This is a genomic window from Proteiniphilum saccharofermentans (assembly GCF_900095135.1).
Lineage (GTDB): Bacteria > Bacteroidota > Bacteroidia > Bacteroidales > Dysgonomonadaceae > Proteiniphilum > Proteiniphilum saccharofermentans.
In genome coordinates this window covers 3,320,356-3,340,585 of sequence record NZ_LT605205.1, presented here as the reverse complement: position 1 = coordinate 3,340,585, position 20,230 = coordinate 3,320,356, and the positions used below count along the sequence as shown (strand labels likewise).

At 43.8% G+C, this 20,230-nt stretch carries 14 protein-coding genes and 1 pseudogene; 7 read left to right on the top strand and 8 right to left on the bottom strand.

Translation table 11 applies throughout. The features are described 5' to 3' along the window. Positions 1–43: 43 nt before the first annotated feature. Positions 44–2,140, top strand: a complete 2,097-nt coding sequence (gene recG / locus PSM36_RS13000) for an ATP-dependent DNA helicase RecG (RefSeq protein ID WP_394333057.1) — start codon at positions 44–46, stop codon at positions 2,138–2,140. Positions 2,141–2,270: 130 nt separating this feature from the next. Here recG and PSM36_RS12995 read toward each other — a convergent pair whose 3' ends face one another. The 3 genes from PSM36_RS12995 to PSM36_RS12985 all read right to left on the bottom strand — a co-directional run bounded on the left by PSM36_RS12995 (position 2,271) and on the right by PSM36_RS12985 (position 10,463). Then, the gene (locus tag PSM36_RS12995) at positions 2,271–4,187 is read right to left on the bottom strand and encodes a SusD/RagB family nutrient-binding outer membrane lipoprotein (RefSeq protein ID WP_076931291.1); all 1,917 of its coding nucleotides are present in this window, start codon (positions 4,185–4,187) and stop codon (positions 2,271–2,273) included. 21 nt (positions 4,188–4,208) lie between these two features. Continuing rightward, entirely contained in the window at positions 4,209–7,349 is a 3,141-nt protein-coding gene (locus tag PSM36_RS12990; RefSeq protein WP_083711056.1) for a SusC/RagA family TonB-linked outer membrane protein, read from the bottom strand. Between the two features lie 459 nt (positions 7,350–7,808). Continuing rightward, positions 7,809–10,463 carry a DUF5686 family protein gene (locus PSM36_RS12985; protein ID WP_076931290.1) on the bottom strand — a complete coding sequence of 885 codons (2,655 nt, stop codon included), beginning with the start codon at positions 10,461–10,463 and terminating at the stop codon, positions 7,809–7,811. Between the two features lie 252 nt (positions 10,464–10,715). On the opposite strand from PSM36_RS12985, the gene PSM36_RS12980 reads away from it, so the two are divergent. Beyond that, positions 10,716–11,669: an IS30 family transposase gene (locus tag PSM36_RS12980; RefSeq protein WP_076931996.1), complete on the top strand. Its 954-nt coding sequence runs from the start codon at positions 10,716–10,718 to the stop codon at positions 11,667–11,669. A 23-nt stretch (positions 11,670–11,692) separates the two neighbouring features. Here the strand turns inward: PSM36_RS12980 and PSM36_RS12975 are convergent. Then, positions 11,693–12,871 (bottom strand): annotated as a pseudogene (locus PSM36_RS12975) (IS5 family transposase); the annotation flags it as partial. A 148-nt stretch (positions 12,872–13,019) separates the two neighbouring features. Between PSM36_RS12975 and PSM36_RS12970 the strand changes: the two are divergent. After that, positions 13,020–13,523: an ABC transporter permease gene (locus tag PSM36_RS12970; protein ID WP_232001446.1), complete on the top strand. Its 504-nt coding sequence runs from the start codon at positions 13,020–13,022 to the stop codon at positions 13,521–13,523. Positions 13,524–13,555: 32 nt separating this feature from the next. On the opposite strand, the gene nhaA is transcribed toward PSM36_RS12970, so the two are convergent. Beyond that, complete coding sequence (gene nhaA, locus PSM36_RS12965) at positions 13,556–14,746, bottom strand: Na+/H+ antiporter NhaA (protein ID WP_083711055.1); 1,191 nt, start codon at positions 14,744–14,746, stop codon at positions 13,556–13,558. Next, entirely contained in the window at positions 14,743–15,456 is a 714-nt protein-coding gene (gene pepE, locus PSM36_RS12960) for a dipeptidase PepE (protein WP_076932253.1), read from the bottom strand. The genes nhaA and pepE overlap by 4 nt, the downstream gene beginning before the upstream one ends. A 170-nt stretch (positions 15,457–15,626) precedes the next feature. On the opposite strand from pepE, the gene PSM36_RS12955 reads away from it, so the two are divergent. Continuing rightward, on the top strand, positions 15,627–16,286 hold the full coding sequence (locus PSM36_RS12955) for a DNA alkylation repair protein (protein WP_019541251.1): 660 nt from the start codon (positions 15,627–15,629) through the stop codon (positions 16,284–16,286). A 3-nt stretch (positions 16,287–16,289) separates the two neighbouring features. Here PSM36_RS12955 and PSM36_RS17390 read toward each other — a convergent pair whose 3' ends face one another. Then, positions 16,290–16,475: a hypothetical protein gene (locus PSM36_RS17390; RefSeq protein ID WP_139224172.1), complete on the bottom strand. Its 186-nt coding sequence runs from the start codon at positions 16,473–16,475 to the stop codon at positions 16,290–16,292. A 48-nt stretch (positions 16,476–16,523) separates the two neighbouring features. After that, positions 16,524–16,997, bottom strand: a complete 474-nt coding sequence (rlmH, locus tag PSM36_RS12950; RefSeq protein WP_076931288.1) for a 23S rRNA (pseudouridine(1915)-N(3))-methyltransferase RlmH — start codon at positions 16,995–16,997, stop codon at positions 16,524–16,526. A gap of 281 nt (positions 16,998–17,278) precedes the next feature. Between rlmH and nadC the strand changes: the two genes are divergently transcribed. From nadC to PSM36_RS12935, 3 genes are read left to right on the top strand one after another with little or no spacing between them, the layout of a single operon-like run. Then, a complete protein-coding gene (nadC, locus tag PSM36_RS12945; RefSeq protein ID WP_076931287.1) occupies positions 17,279–18,133 on the top strand; it encodes a carboxylating nicotinate-nucleotide diphosphorylase in 855 nt (284 codons plus the stop codon). Positions 18,134–18,139: 6 nt separating this feature from the next. After that, complete coding sequence (locus PSM36_RS12940) at positions 18,140–18,574, top strand: dCMP deaminase family protein (protein ID WP_076931286.1); 435 nt, start codon at positions 18,140–18,142, stop codon at positions 18,572–18,574. A 15-nt stretch (positions 18,575–18,589) separates the two neighbouring features. Continuing rightward, on the top strand, positions 18,590–20,230 hold the full coding sequence (locus tag PSM36_RS12935; RefSeq protein ID WP_076931285.1) for a S41 family peptidase: 1,641 nt from the start codon (positions 18,590–18,592) through the stop codon (positions 20,228–20,230).

Here is a 20,230-nt window from a genome sequence, read left to right as displayed (position 1 = left end):
CAGCGGAAAGAAGAACGTGATCTGGAACGTATAGTACGTAACAATAATGAGTATTCTTCAGACTGACATAAAATTCGTTCCCGGTGTTGGACCCAAAAGGGCAGAGATCCTCAATAAGGAGATCAATCTCTTCACGGTCGGTGACCTGCTGAGGTGGTATCCCTACCGCTATATTGACAGGAGCAGGATTTATTATATCCACGAGATCGATAACTCGATGGCCTATATTCAGTTGAAAGGGAGGATCACTGCGTTCGAATCCTTTGGCGAGGGACGTCGCAGACGGTTGGTAGCACACTTTACCGACGGTACCGGTTTTGTGGATCTGGTCTGGTTCCAGGGGATACGGTTTATAGAAGGGAAGTACAAACTCAATCAGGAATATGTAGTTTTTGGTAAGCCCACCCTGTTCAATGGCAAGTGGAATATCGCCCATCCCGATATCGATCCTTTTATGAATGAGTCGGATCGCCCTGAAGGGTTGATGGCAATGTATAACACCACGGAGAAGATGAAGAACCACTATCTTAACTCCAGGGCGATGCAGAAGATCATCGACAATGCTTTCGGGTTGATTAAAGAGCGGCTACCGGAAACACTTTCGTCCGATGTAGTGAAAGAGGTCAAGCTGATGCCGTTCCATGACGCGTTGGAGAATATTCATTTTCCGAAATCAGCTCCTTTATTACGTGATGCGGAGTATCGCCTGAAATTTGAAGAGCTCTTCTATATCCAGCTTAATATTGTTCGTTATGCCTCGGAAAGGAAAGGGAAGTTGAACGGTTTTATCTTCAGGAGAGTGGGGGATCATCTCAATTCGTTTTATAAGCAAAAACTTCCGTTCCCTTTGACCAACGCACAGAAAAGGGTAATTAAAGAGATCAGGAAAGATACCGCATCAGGGAAACAGATGAACCGTCTGCTGCAGGGAGATGTAGGTAGCGGTAAGACGTTGGTGGCGATCATGTGCATGCTGATTGCGCTTGATAACGGTTACCAGTCCTGCCTGATGGCGCCGACCGAGATCCTGGCGTCGCAGCATCTTGAAACGTTTAGCGAGATGCTCTCGGGAATGGACTTGAGGGTGGAGTTGCTGACCGGTTCCACGAAGAAGAAGGAACGGGACGAGATCCATGCCGGCCTCCAATCGGGTGAGGTTGACATCCTTATCGGAACGCATGCCTTGATTGAAGATACCGTGCAGTTCAATAATCTCGGGTTTGTAGTGATCGATGAGCAGCATCGTTTCGGGGTGGCGCAACGGGCAAAATTATGGACAAAAAACAATCAGCCGCCACATGTGCTGGTGATGACCGCCACTCCTATTCCCCGTACGCTGGCAATGACGGTTTACGGCGATTTGGATGTGTCGGTGATCGACGAACTACCGCCGGGCAGGAAGCCGGTACAAACGCTTCACCGGTACGATAAGAAACGGGGTGCACTTTATGAGTTTATCCGTGAGCAGATCCGTGTGGGCCGGCAGGCATATATCGTTTATCCATTGATTGAAGAGAGTGAAAAGCTCGACCTGAAGAATCTGGAGGAAGGATACCTGCATGTCAAGGAAGCTTTCCCCGAGTTCAACGTCTGTAAGATGCACGGACGAATGAAGCCTGCCGAAAAAGATGAAGTAATGCGGCGGTTCGTGGTCAATGAAGCGCAGATCATGGTATCTACAACTGTAATTGAAGTTGGTGTGAATGTACCTAATGCCAGTGTAATGGTGATCGAAAGTGCGCAGCGATTCGGTCTCTCGCAATTGCATCAGTTGCGGGGGCGGGTAGGGCGGGGAGCCGACCAGTCCTATTGTGTACTGATAACACCTTATGAAATATCATCCGATACCCGTAAGCGGATGGAGATCATGACCGAAAGTAATGATGGATTTGTCATTGCCGAAGCCGACCTGAAGCTGCGGGGCCCGGGCGATCTGGAAGGAACCCAACAGAGCGGTATCCCTTTCGACCTCAGGATTGCTGATCTGGTAAAAGACAGTAATATTCTATATCTTACCCGGGAGATTGCGGAAGACCTTATTGAAAAGGACCCTAAACTGGAACAACCGGAGCATCTGGTATTAAAGCAACAATTGGGCCGTTTGGGTGGAAACCGCTACGAATGGGGAAGGATCAGTTGAAATATTTCATGATAATAATCGGATCTAAAGTATTATGATGCCGACCGCTATGTAATTGATACGAGAGGTCAGAAAATAAAATAGGAAGAATTAAAAAATTCCTCCTATTTTCAATCAATTAAACTACCAGTTAGTGTTTAGCCCACCAAAGCGGTGTTAACACAGCATCGGGACCACCCAGCAATTCCACGGCTTTTTTATATCCTTCAGGATTACTGTTTTCAAGTGAAGCCGGATATTTAAGACGCTGCGGGAAAAATGCACGTTGTTGTGTCGTCTTCACATTGTCCTTAGTTAATGCGGGTAAGTCGGTCAACGGATTTTCAACTACCATGTTTTCAAAGAATGGAAGACCCAAACGACGATAATCATTCCATGTTTCAAGTGGTAACCACGGGTTCTGGGCAATGAACTTTTGGGTGATGATCTTAGTCATGTGATCGTTCAGCGCTTTACCGTAGGATGTTTGGCTCGCCACCGGGTATGTATAAGCATATTTGGCGGGTTGCTTGGTGTAACCGTTTATAATATCCACCTCAACCGTCGAGGGTGGTTCTGTAGTATGATCCCATTTTACAGAGGTTCCAACGCGGTTATAATCGGTAGATGCGATATACGAATCATAGAACTTATCAATCCCATGGTATTCCAAATTTGCTTTTATTCCCCTCTCATAGGCCTCTTTAGCAGCTACAGGTGTTGTCCAACCTCTTACGGAAGCTTCTGCCAATAAGAAATAAGTTTCCCAGGCGGCAAAGAATACACGTCTTTGTGAATGGTTCCTGTACTTTTTAACAAGGATTGGGTTGTAAAGGGAACCGATTACCTGATTCATAGCAGACATATCACCCCAACTTCCCCCGGGCATCGTATTCCAGGTAAACGCAAGATTTATTTTGGCTATTTCCTCTTTCTGGTCTTTGTCGGCGAAAATAGACCTTTCAATAGGGCCTAAGTCATCTTCTGATGTAAATTGAGCGTTAGAGTTACTGAAATCACCCGGGATAGAGTAAAGTTGATATGCCCTGGGATCAATAGAGTAATGGAGTCCATCGAAAACAAAACCGATTGAAGGATCGTTCGTGTAGGTGGAAAATTGGTTTTGATATCTAACACCCATATATCCCTGGGGTTTAATGTAAGAGGAATAGGAAGCGTCCAACTGGTCTGCTGATTTTATACCACCTAAGTTAATCATAAGGTTGTTAAGCGTATTACTCATCAATAAAGCGTTCCACGGTCTGGACATAACTCCTGCAAGAGGATCCCATCCATCACGTTCCTGTACAGAAAACATATCTCCTGCTTCAAGGATAAGTGCACCTTGTGCAGCATCTTCAAACTCAGATTTTGCTTTTGCTTCGTCCACTTCCGATAAACGCATTGCAAGGCGCATACGCATTGAGTTGGCATATTTGATCCATTTTGAGAAATTGAATTCATATGCACGGTCAAATTTTTTATCCACGTCCTGGGGTGTTACATTCACATCTATATTGGCTGCCGCGTCTTTCAGTTCGTCAAGCAGGAAATAATACACATCCTTAACGCTTGAAAATTCCGGATTGGTTCCTTTGAAAGCTTCAATGGGAAGTGGACCAAAGTTATCGGAAAACTCACTCATTAGATATGCTCTCCAAATACGAGCCACCTCTTTGAGGTTTTTAGCCATCTGACGGTCATATTCTACCGCAAAATCATCTTTTTCAATTTGCTTTTCGGCCAAATCCACTGCTTGTGTGGCCGATCTCATCCATTCGGATACATAACGATAGTAATCGGAACTCCAATCGTTGTTGTATGTTCCCAGGTTGATGCCGCCCGAACGATCTTGCCGTCCGGCCCGTCTCCAGTACAATACGAAAGCCCGTTCCGCAATGTGCGGATCTTGTTGGGCATCGGTGATCGCTTTATTTAATATGTATTGCACCTTAATGTCATCCTCATTCGCTGCATTGGGATCTTTGTTTATGTCCTCAAAATCGGAACAAGCACCCAATAACATGATTGCAGCTAAAAACGTATATAATATTTGCCTTTTTTTCATTGTTGTTGTCATTTTAATTTATTAGAAACCGAATGTTACGTTAAAAAGGAATGTCCGTGAAGTAGGAGGAGCCGTATTTTCAAAACCTACGGCGTTAGTGCCAATGGCAAATACCGACTCGGGATCTACTCCTTTGAGATGACTCTTAAGCATTAACGCGTTGTTTACAGAAACTCCCATTCTTAATCTGGTAAATGGAGTATTGGTCAATAATGAACGGTTAAAGTCGTAATTTAACTGTACGTTACGCAGGCGTATATTTGTTGCATCGTAAATATTTGCTTCGGAAATACCGAGATTTCCGGTCGCTGTAGTTACACGTTCCCAATACTGCTGGGGTGTTACCTGCGTTGTATTTACCTGATATTGCTGGTTGTTATCAAGATAAACTCCTTCCACGACAAATTCTTCACGTTTTCCATTGGGTGCTGTTACAGCCGCTGTTCCGGCACTTTGCAGGTACAAGTTTGTAGCAGAAAAAATATCTCCTCCGATACGTGCATCAATAAGGAAGCTAAATGAAAAACCTTTATACTGGAAAGAGTTGGTTAATCCGATTAATACATCGGCTTGCTGATCTCCGACTTTTTCGCTTTCCGTGGTTCCGAGCGGAAGTCCATTTCCGTCCACGATCAATTTCCCATAATGCGGGCTATTTTCGTCGGTAACCCTTCTGAATTTTGTCCCGTAAATTTCGCCATAAGCCCCTCCTGCCGTAGCATAGACCTTAAGGTTGTCATAACCTCCCAATTCATAGAGTGTTACGTCGTCCGTCAGTTCTATGATCGTATTTTTATTTTTGGAAATATTAGCCTGTATGTTCCATGCAAAATCTTTTGTTTCCACCGGACGGGCATTGATCATTAACTCAATCCCCTGGTTTTGGATGTTACCTGCATTGATTTTTCTAAAGTTGTATCCACTCAACGGGTCCATCGGCAGGTTCAGTAATTGACGATGTGCATTCGACTTGTACCAGGCGAAATCAAATCCCAGGCGATTATTGAAAAAGCGGAGTTCGGTTCCTGCTTCCCACGACGAAATTAACTCACTGCGTACGGTAGGATCATACAATGTATTATTGGTTCCGGCTGTCGCGTTATTTTCAGGGTCTTTACCAATGCTATAAGTATTGTAAAGCTGATAGGGGTCGAGGTCGTTACCTACCTGTGCGAAAGATGCACGTACTTTGGCATAGGTAAACCATGACGGCATGCCCTTTCCTTCAGTGTTCAACATGTCGCTTATTACCCAGGAGGTGCTGATTGAGGGATAGAAAAACGATCGGTTATCCGGATGCAGCGTAGAAGACCAGTCGTTTCTGAAAGTCCCATCGATAAACAAATATCCGCCGTAATTCAACTGTGCGGTACCATACACTGAGTTGATCTTCTTTTCATTATATTCACGTTCGGCATCCAGTTTGTTTTTTGAATTGCCGAATGTGAAAAGATTAAGAACAAGTAATTCATCCGGTCCAGCGGTTATTCCGGTTTTTTTCCGGTGCATAAGGTTACCTCCCAATGAACCTCCGAGTCCCCATTTACCAAAAACATTGTCTTTTTGCGCAGAAAGGAGGGCACTAAAATTATTTTCGAAGAATTTATCTTGTCCGAAGCTATAACGTCCGGTATCGGAGAGTGGGCTTCTTCCGTATGTCCTGTTATCATATTCAGTAAAATACATATCAGTTCCCCCTTTGATTTCCCCGTTTAACCAGTCGGTAAATTGATATTTCAACGAACCCTGCATTAAGAAACGTTCACGAACATCATTGCTCAATCTGTATTTAGTCAACCAGTAAGGATTGATTTGAGGAGTGGTGCCCCCTTGATACCAGACCATTCTTCCCTGCTCATTTATCGGATTACTGAAATCACGGATATCGAGAGAACGGGGCAAAGCATACATCGTGAAGAATGGATTTGATGCGTTTCTTCCCCCGACCGGACGATTACGGGCATCGGTTGAAATGTATTGTATTTTGGCATCCGTACTCCAGCGGTCATCCGGTCCGAATTGAGTGGTTGCACGCATTGTCAGATTCGTACGACTCAGGTCTGCTCCCGGAATTTTACTCCAGTCATCGGTCCGTCCCAGTGAGGTATATACGGATACATTGTTATATTGCTGTGAGAAAGCGATGTTCTCTGTCAGATTGATACCCGGTTTATTGAAATAATTGTTGATGTTGTCATAAGCCTGCATTCTTGCTGTTTCACCGTTCCATTTTGTATATTCCTGACCGGTGATTTCGGGACCCCAACTGAGTGGCGACAATTGGTCGTAAGCACCCTGACTCCCCTGACCGAACGTGTTTTGCAATTCAGGGTTCATGAAAATAGATTCGGCAGATATTGAAGAAGAAACTGTGATTCCCAATCCGTCCGTTTTTCGCCCGCTTTTAGTGGTGATTAAGATCACACCATTTCCTGCACGCGACCCGTAAAGTGCGGCAGCTGATCCTCCTTTCAATACGGTCATACTCTCAATGTCTTCAGGATTAATATCTGATAAACCGTTACCCATGTCGGCACTGGGATTCCAATAGTCGTTGTTTTTAGCCCCGGTAAAGTTATCCATAGGTACGCCATCTACCACGATCAACGGTTGGTTCAGGTTTGTAACCGAATTGTTCCCACGGATCACAATTTTAGAAGAACCGCCGGGGCCGTTGTTGGACCGGATGACTTGTAATCCCGATATTTTTCCGGAGAGGGCATTGGCTACGTTTAATTCGCGTGCAGCCACAATGTCTTCGCCTTTTACCTCCTGAATAGCGTATCCTAATGCTTTTTTGTCACGTCTGATACCCAGAGCCGTTACAACAACTTCGTCCAGCAATTCGGAATCTTCGTTGAGTGTAACGTTTATAGTTGTGCGCCCGTTCACGGCAACTGTTTGCGTTTGTAATCCCACATAGCTGAACACTAAGCTGGCATCTGCAGGCACATTAGGCAATGTGAAATTTCCATCGATATCGGTTACTGTACCTTGTGAAGTATTCCCCTCCACGACTACGGTGGCTCCGATAACCGGTTCATTATACGAGTCTGTTACAACTCCGCGGATTGTCAGGTTTTGTGCAGAAACGGTAAATACGTACATACACAAAAGGAACATGAACAATCCTTTCAAACTCTTAAAGTTCTTCATTTTCATTCTTATTGTTTTAATCAATTAATAATTAAATATTGTTTATATTACAAAAAAATAAACTGCAACACAGAAAAACTGTCTTGTCTTTAAAAACATTACCTTATACTTCGATTATCAGAAAAGAGACAGTTGTGATTTTTATTCCGGACTTATCTTGACGCCAAAAAAGTTTTCCACCCATTAATATATTATAATATATAAATTTGCGCAAAAATAGAAAATATATTTTTATTCTAAACTATCAAATTGACATTTTAACAGCCTATAAATAGATAATATATCCTATTAAAAAAAATCTATTTGAAGGGTATGAAAGACATTTTGTTTTTATTTATCGGTGACTAAAATAAAATATTATGATTTATTAGTTTTAGGATCAATTTTTTGTCAAATCAATAATTCCTGCCAGTTTTTTTGCCGATAAAAAACTGGTAAAATCGGAGGTTATGGTCGTGGAGAAATTTATTTCAATGGCTTTTCCATAAAATTCCAAAGCGGATAGCTTAACTTTACACCGAAACGATCGAACTTTTTATCGGTGAAACCGGTGAAAATCCCTGCCCTGCCTAAACCCAGGAACCCTATGGAATAACCGCCCTCCAGATAGTATTTCCTGTTTTCAGTGGACAGGCCATGCAAATGGAACGCTTCATCGAATGAGAAACGTTGCAGGAAAGGCAGGTTTTTCAGAAAGAGATACTGCGATTGATAATTCAGGTGTCCTTCCATCCACCATTTCCCGGAAGCGGTATAAGGTCCCAGAAGGTTGAAACTCCGGTTAAAATCGGACGCAGTGAACAGCATTTGGTTATTCCTGAAATATTTGAAATCATTCGGGTATAACCTGTCGGATGATAAGAACGTGCCGCCCGAAAACAGGTAATCGATCTCTTCGAAAGGGGAGACTTTAATAGTTTGAGAGATTGATGTGGAAATTCGGTCATAAAGTGGTCCAGAATTGTCGGCGAAAAGATCGACTCCTTTTTTGTATGCAACTGAAAAAGTAGGATATTTGGTGGAGACATACCATTTTTGGCCTTCTCTCACGCGGTAGCGGTATCGTGGAGTATAGGAGAGTTCCACCGTAATATTTGTGGCTGTATGATTGGGATATAAAGTGGCGTCGGAGGGAATATTTTCAGGAATATCTTTGCCGATAAAATTAAACGAGGTACGGTTACGCAGGATCGACCGTTTATCTATTTCCGCACTGGTGTACAGATGCAGTCCGTTGGCAATATCTATATAATGGTCGCCTTTGACGTACCGGCTGTCGTAAAAGCGAATGAAATTCTGTCCCAGGTCGATGGCTGCAAGGGTGTTCATCAGTCTCGACTCCCCGTTTTGACTATTTACATCACGGGATATATGCCCTGCCGAGAGATGAAACCGTCCAAGGGACATAGGTGCATAATTCAATGAGGTGGAAACGTGCCATAACCATTCTTTTCGTGCTGTGGCGTAGTAGAGCGACGGGGAAACCGAGAAATTCCGGTTCTTATCGATGGCCCAATTCAAGGAAAGGGTTTGTCCAAGCCAAAGTCCGTCGGTGAAATTGTATTCTCTCAATCCACCCATTAATCCCCCGTAACGGAGTGAAAGATCCCGGTTCATTTTCCATACGCCTCCCTGCGTAATTTTTCCGAACACGGTTTTCGGATTTTCGTCAATCGATAGTACCACTTCATTCCTATCTCGGGATGTTTCAGAAACAGTGTCGCCACCCGACAATGAATCCCTTATCTGGTAACTTCTCAACTCATCTTCCCGAAGCGGAAGTTCACGGATATTTGTCCAGAAAGCTGAGTCTCTCTTCCATGCCAGCGTGTCCACTTTCATCTTTACCTTTTCAATATCTTTTATTTCGAGCGATTCCCGTTGTTCTTTCACCTCTTCCGGTTCCACCATCCGGCTCATCAGTTTCGACATTTTATAGGCCTCTTTGGTAGAGAGTTCTTCCTTTTGGGCCAGCCTCTCCAACTCATCCGATATCTTCTGTTTTTTAGGTGGTATTTTCTGTTCCTCAGACTCATCCGGCAATGCTGTTTCATTGATGGCGACAGGATTTTGGGTTTTATCTGCCTGGACTGAATTATATTTCATTGATGCATAGTATTTTCCCGATCCTTTTACACCCATCGTATTCATAGTCATACTTACATCGTAGGTGGTGGGCAAGTAGACCGAAGGCTGTACCTGATGGTAGTTGATGCGGTAATGCAAGGTAGTGCCCAGTTCACTTGCAACGAGGTCGGCAATATATACGTTCCATGTATCTTCCAGGATGTAGATATAACCCGAGAAGAGGTTGGGGTTTTTCTTTCTGGGAGTTACCTTGATCTTGTTGATGATATGATCGGGCTGGTAATCCACATTCTCCAATTTGAAGGCATAAAACCTGAATGCTCCGGGAGCGAGCGGGGAGATTCTCCCGTTCAGCTCAGCGTTATAGATACTTGAAGTCATAATACTCAATCCCTTGTCCACATTGAACTCTTTGGGAATGGAACTTTTCAGTGCAACCACATTTTGTTGGTAAGTTTCGGGTGATGTAAAGTGAATATTGCTTTTAGATTCCATTACCAGTGGTTTTCCTATGATGGAGTTGATGTCGAAGTTATTGTCGTTGACCTTCATGGCGCGTTTAAGGATTCCCGGGATCTTATCGATGGTCAGGCTTCCCTTTATATAGGCTTCCGATGTATATTCTTTTATCTGATAACGGTAATAAGGGGCATGGGCAATTGCTTTGCGCATGATACGGTAGGCCGGGTCTTCATTACTGGCGGTAGCATAAATCACCACCTCCTTCAGCATATAGGATGTTTCCTGAAGTTCCACACGGATAGTCCGGTTTTCCTTTCCCATTATTATGTCTTTCTTGACACTCTCGTATCCGAGGGAACGAAATTCACACGCATAGGTCCCCGGCTCAAGGGTGGTTTGAAATTCGCCGAGGTTATCGGCAGCAATTCCTTTGGCAATTTCGTAGATATAGACGGTTGAGTTTGGAACAGGTTCTCCTTTTTTATTGACAATAATGCCTTTGAGTTGTTGTGCCTGCAGGCTTGAGGTTATGATAATACAACCCAACGTGAAGAACAGAAATTGCTTCATTGCTGATGTCAATTGTTAAATGAATATCGAGGTGGTAAAGTTACATATTTCCATTCAGTGAAGGTCTAAGTTCAACTTAGAAGTGCAACACCCGGGTGTTGTTTTTTGAAATGATTTCTTCAAAACAATCATGAAAAACACCGCGGGGGTTTGCCTAACGGCCGGGGGCGCGAAGCCCCCGAGGAGAGTCAAGCGGCAACATAAAAGAAAAAGGAGACCGAAGTCTCCCTAAAATTAACTATTATGTTGCTTATGAGAAAAAAATACAAACAGTTAACTTCAGAACAAAGGTACGCGATTTATTTAGGTATAAAAAATGGTGACAGCCAGCGAACCATCGCAGAGTCCATAGGGGTCAGTCCTTCAACGGTGTCCAGGGAACTGGGTCGTAACAAGAAGAAACATGGAGGTTACTCCTGGCGCTTGGCTCACGAGATGGCACAAGAGAGAAAGGAGCGTTTGCCCGGGAACAGGGACACCCCGGAGTGGATTAAACAGAAGGTGTTCCGGCTTGTCCGTGATGAATGGTCTCCCAAGCAGATCAGCGGATATTTGGAGAAATACAAGCAAATCCGGGTTTCCCACGAGACCATTTACAAGTGGATCCGGGAGGACAAAATAGCCGGGGGTGACCTTTACACGCATTGCCGCCACAAGCTCAAGCACCGCAAGAGGCCGGTGGGGTCAGTCAAGGGCATCCCCAACCGGAGAAGCATCCGGGAAAGGCCCGTGGAGGCCGACGGGAGCCGGTTCGGTGACTTTGAAATGGACACGATAATAGGAGCCAATCAATCGGAGGTGATCTTGACGGTAACGGAAAGGAAAACGAACCTTGTAATGACCAGGGGACTGCCCCGGGGCAAGGACTCCAAGGAGGTGGCAAAAGTGCTTGCTAACATGCTGCTACCCTACAAGGATATAATAAAGACCATCACCACGGATAACGGCACGGAGTTCGCCGCCCATGAAATGATAACTAAAAGACTGGGAGTCCCCGTATATTTTACAGACCCCTATTCATCGTGGCAAAAAGGAGCGATTGAAAATGCTAATAAACTCATCCGGCAATACATCCCCAAGGGGGCATCATTCAAGGACTATCCCCCGGGGAGATTAAAGCAAATACAGCATAAATTGAACAATCGACCAAGAGAAAAATTAAGCTTCAGCACACCAAAAGTTGAGTTTTACAAACAATTAATGTAAATTGCACTTGCTGCTTGACTCTGCTCCCCGGTGATTCCCTTGTAGTAATTGCGGGAGAGACGGTGATCTTCTTTCAGGTGTCCGATTACCGGCTCAATACCTGCCCGCTTGCGGAAGTACTTTCTCTCTTTATTCTTCCTATAGGTGCTTAGAGCCTTTGAAAAGGATTTGGGGATGTGGATGAGTGTATCCCTGACTTTACTTCTTCCCCGGTACCCCCTGTCGCAGATACCGTTTCGGGGTTTTCTTTCAGTCAACTTCTCCACTTGCTCGATAGCCTTGTCTAGCGTGTGCCCGTCAAATTCATTTCTAAAACTCAGTGCTCCAACAATTACACCGCTGCCGGTTCGTGTGATGGATACCTTGTTTCCAAACTCGTACAGTTTATGCTCTTTCCCCTTGCTGATGCATTGCACATCCACCTCGTGCAGTGAATAAATCTTGTTCTTGTCTTTCTTCTTCTGGGCCAGTACCCGCTTGTACAGGTCCAGTTCATTCCGGTAACCATCAACCATGGTACCCAGCTTCCTTTCCACATCGCGTACCAGCCGTCCGGCTATGGTTCTCACTTTCTTATCCGCTTTCCTGGCTTTACCCTTGTTTCGTGGGTGATTTCGGAAGCGCTGATCGTAGGAAAGATCTTTCAGGATTCGCCTGTAACTTTGGCGCAAATCCAAACTGTTCCTGTCTGCTATCTTCCAGCACCTCTTGATAATCTTCTTTGCCAGTTTGTCATCCGTGGGGAAGGTGATATTTTTCTCCTGGACAGTGGTGTCGATGTAAACGTCCTTGTCGTTCGAGTCTTTACCATTGATACGGATGCTCTCCCTTAAGATCAGCTCAATACCCTCTTTGCCGATGCGGTGACGGAAATGAACCAGTTCTGACGCTTCACAAGGAACACGAGGTTGGAATTCCTGTTCACCACAAAAATACTGGTAGTAATTGTTTTCACTCCATTGTTCCACCACGCTTTCATCCGAGAGATCTCGGATGTGTTTCAGGATCAATAATCCCACCATCAGGCGAATGGGCTTCGCCGGACGTCCGTTATCGGGACAATACAGGGGTGAGAACTCTCTTTCAAACATCTCCCAATCAATTTTATTGGCCAGAATGAATAGCGGGTGCTTATGATTCAATGTGCTTTCCAGTGAAAAGAACAATGAGTGTTGTGAACGGTCTTGTTGTTTTGCCAGCATGATTTTCTGCAAGATTTATATCTCAAATTTACGAAAACTTGCAGATATAACCAAGGAAAATATCTACTATTTTACTGTATTATAGACTATTGAATGCTTTTTAAGGGTCGACTATTTATGTTCACTGAATATTGTCAGGGAAAAAGAAGTGGGTACGATTGAGCAAATCAACGTCACTCCCGTTCAAAAACACCAGTTCCTTCTGGGGAAATTGATCCCGTTCTGGGTCATTGGAATGGTTATATTCACCATTGGATTATTCGGCATTGCCTGGCCGGTTTACGGTATTGTTCCGGCCGGTAATCTGTTGTTACTTTACGGGTATCTTTCTGTATATCTGGTGGGGATACTTGGATTGGGATTATTAATCTCCACCTATGCCGATACGCAGCAACAAGCCATGTCTGTCGCTTTTTTCTTTATGATGATCTTTATATTGATGAGCGGACTGTTTACGCCGATCGACAGTATGCCCCGTTGGGCTTACATCATTGCACGCAGCAGTCCCGTCACTTATTTTATCGAAGTGATGCGGATGATTGTGTTGAAGGGGAACAGTTTCGAACACATATGGCGCCACTTCTTAATTATGGCGGGGTTTGCCGTATGTCTTAACGGCTGGGCAATTGTAAATTACAGAAAAACAAATTAATTGAAACCATAAAGAGGAAAAGAGTCGTTTGTTTATGTATCGACTTCTTCTTTTTCGCGGGAAAATGCTTTTAGCCATATATAGCCTACGATCATTGCCAGGGCCGAAGCGATCAGTACCGACAGTTTCGCGATATCCTTCAGCATCTTGTCGTCAGGGAAAGAAAGATTCGATACGAAGATAGACATGGTAAAACCAATACCTGCCAATATACCGACTCCTATAAACTGTACCCAGTGGATATTTGCTAACCTAACCAACCGAAGCTTAACCATCAGATAAACGGCCAGTGTGATACCTATCGGTTTTCCCAGGAACAGACCCAGGATAATTCCGAGAGAAAGAGGAGAAGTAAGTCCGGATATGGCTGTCGGTGAAATCAAAATACTGGTGTTGGCCAGTGCGAAGATAGGGACAATGATAAAATTAACAGGAAGACCGAGCCTCTTCTCAAATGCAGGCATCTTACTTACCGGAATGATAAAAGCAAGTATTACCCCGGCAAATGAGGCATGAATACCTGACCGGTACATACAATACCACATGACCAATCCCAGTCCGACCGTAATATAATAAACGGATTTATGCTGAAAATGACGGTTGATAAGAAAGATCGCAAGAGCTACAACTACTACTCCCACCAGCCAGATAAGGTAAAGTGCAGAACCATAAAACAGCGCGATAATAAGAATAGCGCACAGATCGTCTATAATGGCTAATGCTGTCAGAAATACTTTCATGGAATGAGGAACCGCTTTTCCTAACAGGCTTATCATGCCGAGGGTGAAAGCAATATCTGTAGCGGTTGGTATGGCCCACCCGTTTGAATAGGCTGTACCGGCAGTAATTACGGAAAAAATAACTGCCGGAAAAGCTACTCCGAACAACGCAGATGCAGTGGGGAGCATCATCCTGCTAAAAGACGAGAGTTCCCCTTTGGTTACTTCCCTTTTTATGTCGATGGCTACATGAAAGAAGAATAACGTCATCAGGGCGTCATTCACGAAATGAATGATCGTATGGGGTAAATGCAGATCGTGAAATCCGGGAATTGACATTTCCCAGAAATTATAATAAAGGTTCCCTATCCCTTCGATATTTGTTAAGATCAATGAGAAGAAAGTGCATAACAGTAAAAGTATTCCCAATGATCTGCTGTCGTTGATAATTCGTTTGAATATCGACGTAGCCGGTGGTTGCAGGTCTTTATGTCCAGTACTCATTTTCGTTGCAGGAGAAAACTGAAATCATCTTCATTGGAAAGCTCCATCGGTTCCTGTCCATATTTGAAAATACGAGCCTTACGGGGACCTATCAGTTCCATCCCGTCATCTTCTACAAGAAGCATGGTGCTTTCACGAAGTCCCACCACATAAATATCACGATTTACTTCTATAAATTCCCTGATGCGTACCTCTCTGGTCTCACCACCATGATTTGCCGGGTGATCGTCGAGATAATGAGGGTTGATCTGGAAGGGAACCAATTTTAAGGTTTTAAATTTCAGAGGTTCTACAATTGGCATATCATTGGTTGTCCTCAGAGTCGGACAGGCTATATTGGAACCGGCACTCCAACCGATGTATGGGGTGCCTTTCTTCACCTTCTTACGGATCACTTTCATCAGTCCCTTTTCCTGAAGCATTTTTACCAACTGCCACGTGTTCCCGCCTCCGACAACAATGGCATCGGCATTTTCAATAGCTTCCACAGGATTGATGAAGCGATGAATACCTGTGACATGATGACCTATTTCGGCGAAACGGGCATTCACTCTCTCTTCATATTCATCAAAAGAAAAAGTGACCGCTGCATAAGGAATAAAAATGGCGTTATTTGCTTTGTCCCCCAGAAATTCTTTGATCCGGTCTTTGGGATACTCCAGATATCCTTCACCGGGATTGGTGGAGTTACTGATTAAGAGGAGTTTCATCATTTATATATTTTTAATTATAATGCAAATATAATAAAAGCCGAGAGAATAGTATAACTCGTTGAACTTTTCCAAGGCATATCACATATTCTGCAAATATAGTGAAAAATGTTTGAAAATTATTGTTTTATTTCTGAATAGCGTAATTTTGTAGCCAAACAGAATAAGCAATGGAGACAATTTTACGTAATATACGGGCCGATCTGCGGATGTCGATGAATGGTGTGACTGCCGCCAGTATGCGGTCGAAAGGAGTAGGATATCGTATGAATTTCGGGGTGGATGTCCCCCGACTCAAACAAATCGCAGCCAGATACGTGCCGGATAAAGTATTGGCGGAAATAATGTGGAAAGAGGATGTGCGTGAGTTGAAGATACTTGCGACAATGCTCTGTCCGCCTGTCCGTTTTTCTAAGGAAGATGCCGAGCGTTGGGTCCAGGGTGCAGCCAATCAGGAGATCCGTGAACAGGTTTGTAAAAATCTTTTCCAGGAGTTGTCTTATGCCGATGAATTGGTGCAGGAATGGACCGGAAATAAAGATGAAACCATCCGGACTACCGGATATTGGCTTTTTGCCAGGTTGTGCATAATCCGGTCTGACGCAATAAACCGGATCCGGTCTGAAGAGTTATTGGAAAGAGCAAAAGCCGATCTGAAAAATGAATCGTTGCTACTGCGCCAATCGGCATTGAATACGCTGAAGTTCTTTGGTAGACTCTCACCCGATAACGCTGAAAAGGTGATGTGGTTGGTAGCCGATTTTGAATACTCTGTCGATCCGCAGGAGAAAGAAATCTTTGACCTGCTTTCTTTTGAGTTCAAGCTCTAACAGTTACTCTTTGACATTCTTGCTGATAAAAAACAACGACAGAAGGAGATTCAAAATAAGAAAGGCGCCACTTCCCGCTAAAAAAAAACCTTTCCACCGGGGAAATACTATCAGGGAAATAACTGATGCAACTGCAATCAGTGCGATGATGACCCACATGACAGTAAGGATTGTTTTCTTTTTTGACATATTTAATTTATGATTGAATTTACTACAAATTACTGCAAAAGTAAGAATTTATTCGTGATGATAAGGTTCATTCTGTAAAATGGTCATCGCACGGTAAAGCTGTTCGGTGAAGATCAACCTTACCATCTGATGGGTGAAAGTCATTCTGGATAACGACACAGCTTCGTTTGCCCTTTCCCGGATCTCATCAGAAAATCCATAAGGTCCTCCTACAACAAAAATCAACAGCTTAGTAGCGGAAAAACTCTTTTTCTCTATATATCCGGCGAACTCTGCGGAGGAGTATTGTTTCCCCTTATCATCGAGCAGTATAACATAGTCGGACGGTTGCAGCCATTTCAGCAGTTTTTCCCCTTCCTGCTTTTTTTGTTCTTTTTCAGAGAGATTTTTTGTGTTTTTTATATCGGGAATAATCTGCATCTCGAACGGAATATAGTAATTGACCCTCTTTCTGTATTCTTCTATGATTTGTGAAAAAAGAGGGTCGTCGGTCTTGCCTATGGAAAGTAAAATAATTTTCATTCAATTTAATTGTTATTCGTTCGCTTCGCTCTTGTTATCCGACTTCGTTGTTATTTCCTGCCTTGCGGGATGTTCACTTCGTGTTATTGTCAAATAACCATTGAACAACTACTGAATAACTACAGAATATGAGTAATTTGGCCTCAGAAAACGAAAAAAGCAGTCTTTAAGGACAAATATAATTGTTTATTTCTTATTTTTGCACTAAAATTCTTGTAAAAAAATAACAAAACGGGCATATTGTTTGTTTTATGGTATAGCGGAGCAGTATCGTTTTTAGTATGACAGAAAAAGAGTTAATTCATAACCTTATCCGATTAGCTTTTACAGAAGATATCGGAGACGGAGACCACACCACCCTCTGTAGTATCCCGGAGACAGAAGAAGGGAAATCCAAATTGCTTATTAAGCAGGAAGGTATACTTGCCGGTGTAGATATAGCGATTGAAGTATTCCATACCTTTGATCCGGCGTTGCAAGTAGAGGTTTTTCTTCAAGATGGGACATATGTTAAACCGGGAGACATAGCCTTTGTGGTATCGGGAAAGGTACGCTCCATTTTGCAGACCGAGCGGCTTGTACTTAATATTATGCAACGCATGAGCGGTATTGCTACCATAACCAACAGTTATATGAAACTGCTTGAAGGTACATCCGCAAAAGTGCTCGACACCCGGAAAACTACTCCGGGAATGCGTATCCTTGAAAAACAGGCTGTCAAGATCGGAGGAGGAGAGAATCACCGGATAGGACTGTTTGATATGATCCTGTTGAAAGACAATCATGTCGATTTTGCAGGAGGGATCGAAAATGCTATCCGTGGTGCACAAAATTATTTGAAAGAGAAAAATAAAAAACTCAAAATTGAGATAGAGGTAAGGACCCTGGATGAACTTGAAGAGGCGCTCCGCGTGGGTGGAGTGGACAGGATCATGCTTGATAATTTTACTCCTGCACAAACCTTCGATGCAGTGAAGATTGTGAAGGCTGTGAATGAACATGTGGAGTTGGAATCTTCGGGTGGGATCACTATCGATACAATACGCAAATATGCCGAAACAGGGGTAGATTACATATCGGTGGGGGCACTGACTCACTCTGTGAAAAGTCTCGATATGAGTTTGAAAGCAATCTGATGTGACATGGAACAAAACGAGGAAAAGCAGGAATTGCTTGACAGGCGGTATATGCGAATGGCCTTTATATGGGCGGAAAACTCCTATTGCAAACGAAGAAAGGTCGGTGCGCTCCTGGTGAAGAATAAGATGATCATTTCAGATGGTTACAATGGTACTCCGTCGGGGTTTGAGAATGTGTGTGAGGACGAGAATGATGTGACTAAGCCTTATGTGCTCCATGCCGAGGCAAATGCAATCACTAAAGTGGCACGCTCTAATAACAGCAGTGACGGGGCCACACTCTACGTCACCTCTTCACCTTGTATTGAGTGCGCAAAGTTGATCATCCAAGCCGGTATAAGCAGAGTAGTTTTTGCTGAAAATTATCGGTTGAGTGATGGAATTGAACTGTTAAGAAGAGCCAATGTTGAACTCGTTTCGGTGGAAACCGACAAATAAAAGAGGAGAGATTGGATGAATGCAGGAAAGAAGGCCCGGATATGGCTGCCTTTATGGGTAGGCGTTGGTATTGCATTGGGGATATTTATCGGAAGCAGATATAGTCAGTTTGGACGTTCGGGAAATATAGAAGGATCCGGAAAGATAGATGCTGTGCTGAACTATGTCAGGGAGTCGTATGTCGATACGGTCAATATGCGCCAATTGGTAGAGGACGCACTGCCCAATATTATCCGGGAACTGGATCCTCATTCAGAATATATCTCTGCTACCGATATGCGACGGGTGAACGAAGACCTGGAAGGCCATTTCTCAGGGATTGGCGTTAATTTTTATGTCCTGAGGGATACCATTGTAGTAACAGGTATCGTACCGGGTGGCCCGTCTGAGGCCGCAGGTATTATACATTGGGACAGGATTGTGACAGTAAACGACACTTTAGTTGCGGGAACAAAACTGCGCAATGAAGAAGTGATGGAAAAACTACGCGGTGAAATGGGCTCGGAAGTGAAACTGGGGATTCTGAGACCCGGTGACGACTACTTGCGTGAAATCATCGTTACCCGGGGAGATATCCCCATGAACAGCGTCAATGCAGCCTATATGTTGACGAATAAGATCGGTTTTATTAAATTGGGGAAAAACTTCGGCTTTAACACCTTTAGCGAATTCATCTCTGCCATATCCAAATTAAAAAGCCAGGGAGCTAATTCTTTTGTGATCGATCTGAGAGGAAATATAGGAGGATCGTTGGATGTTGTGGTAGCCATGGTGAATGAATTCTTGAACAGGGGAGACCTGATTGTGTATACCCAAGGGCGGAATTTTCCAAGAACCGATAGTTATGCCAATGGATCGGGAACTTGCAAGGAAGACGATGTCGTGGTATTGATCGACGAATTTAGTGCTTCGGCCAGTGAGATCTTTGCCGGAGCTATCCAGGATCACGACAGAGGTTTGGTGATAGGCAGGCGCTCATTTGGTAAAGGACTGGTGCAGGGGCAACGTAATTTTCCGGATGGTTCGGCCGTGAGGCTCACTGTGGCCCGTTATTATACAGCTTCGGGTAGATCTATCCAGCGCGGATATGAAAGGGGAAGGTATGATGAATACGAAATGGAGGCTATTAACCGTTATATAGAAGGTGATTATGTCAACGTGGATACGGTGTCTAACCATCTCACTCCTTTTCAGACGGCAGGAGGCCGGACTGTCTACGGCGGAGGTGGTATTATGCCTGATATCTTTGTGCCCCGGGATACCGTGGGGATAAATCCCTATTATAATATGGTAGTGAATAACCGGTTAGATGAGAAATATGCGATGCTTTATTCTGATATGAACCGTGAAAAGCTGAATAGTTTCGATACCTGGCAGGAACTTTACCGGTATTTGCAGCAACAACCGTTGCTGTTAAACCTGGTGAGCTTTGCAGATCATAACGGTATCAGAAGAAGGCCTTACTATGTTCAGGAATCGAGTGAGTTGCTGGAGAATGTAATGTATGCCTATATTATCCGTAACTTCTTTGGAGAAGAAGCATTCTGGGCTGCCTACCAAAAAGAGGATCCTTTGATGAAAAAAGGAATTGAGCTGATAGAGACAGGGAAGACTACACATCAATCCATTGTGGACGAGGAGTACAAACTTAATTAG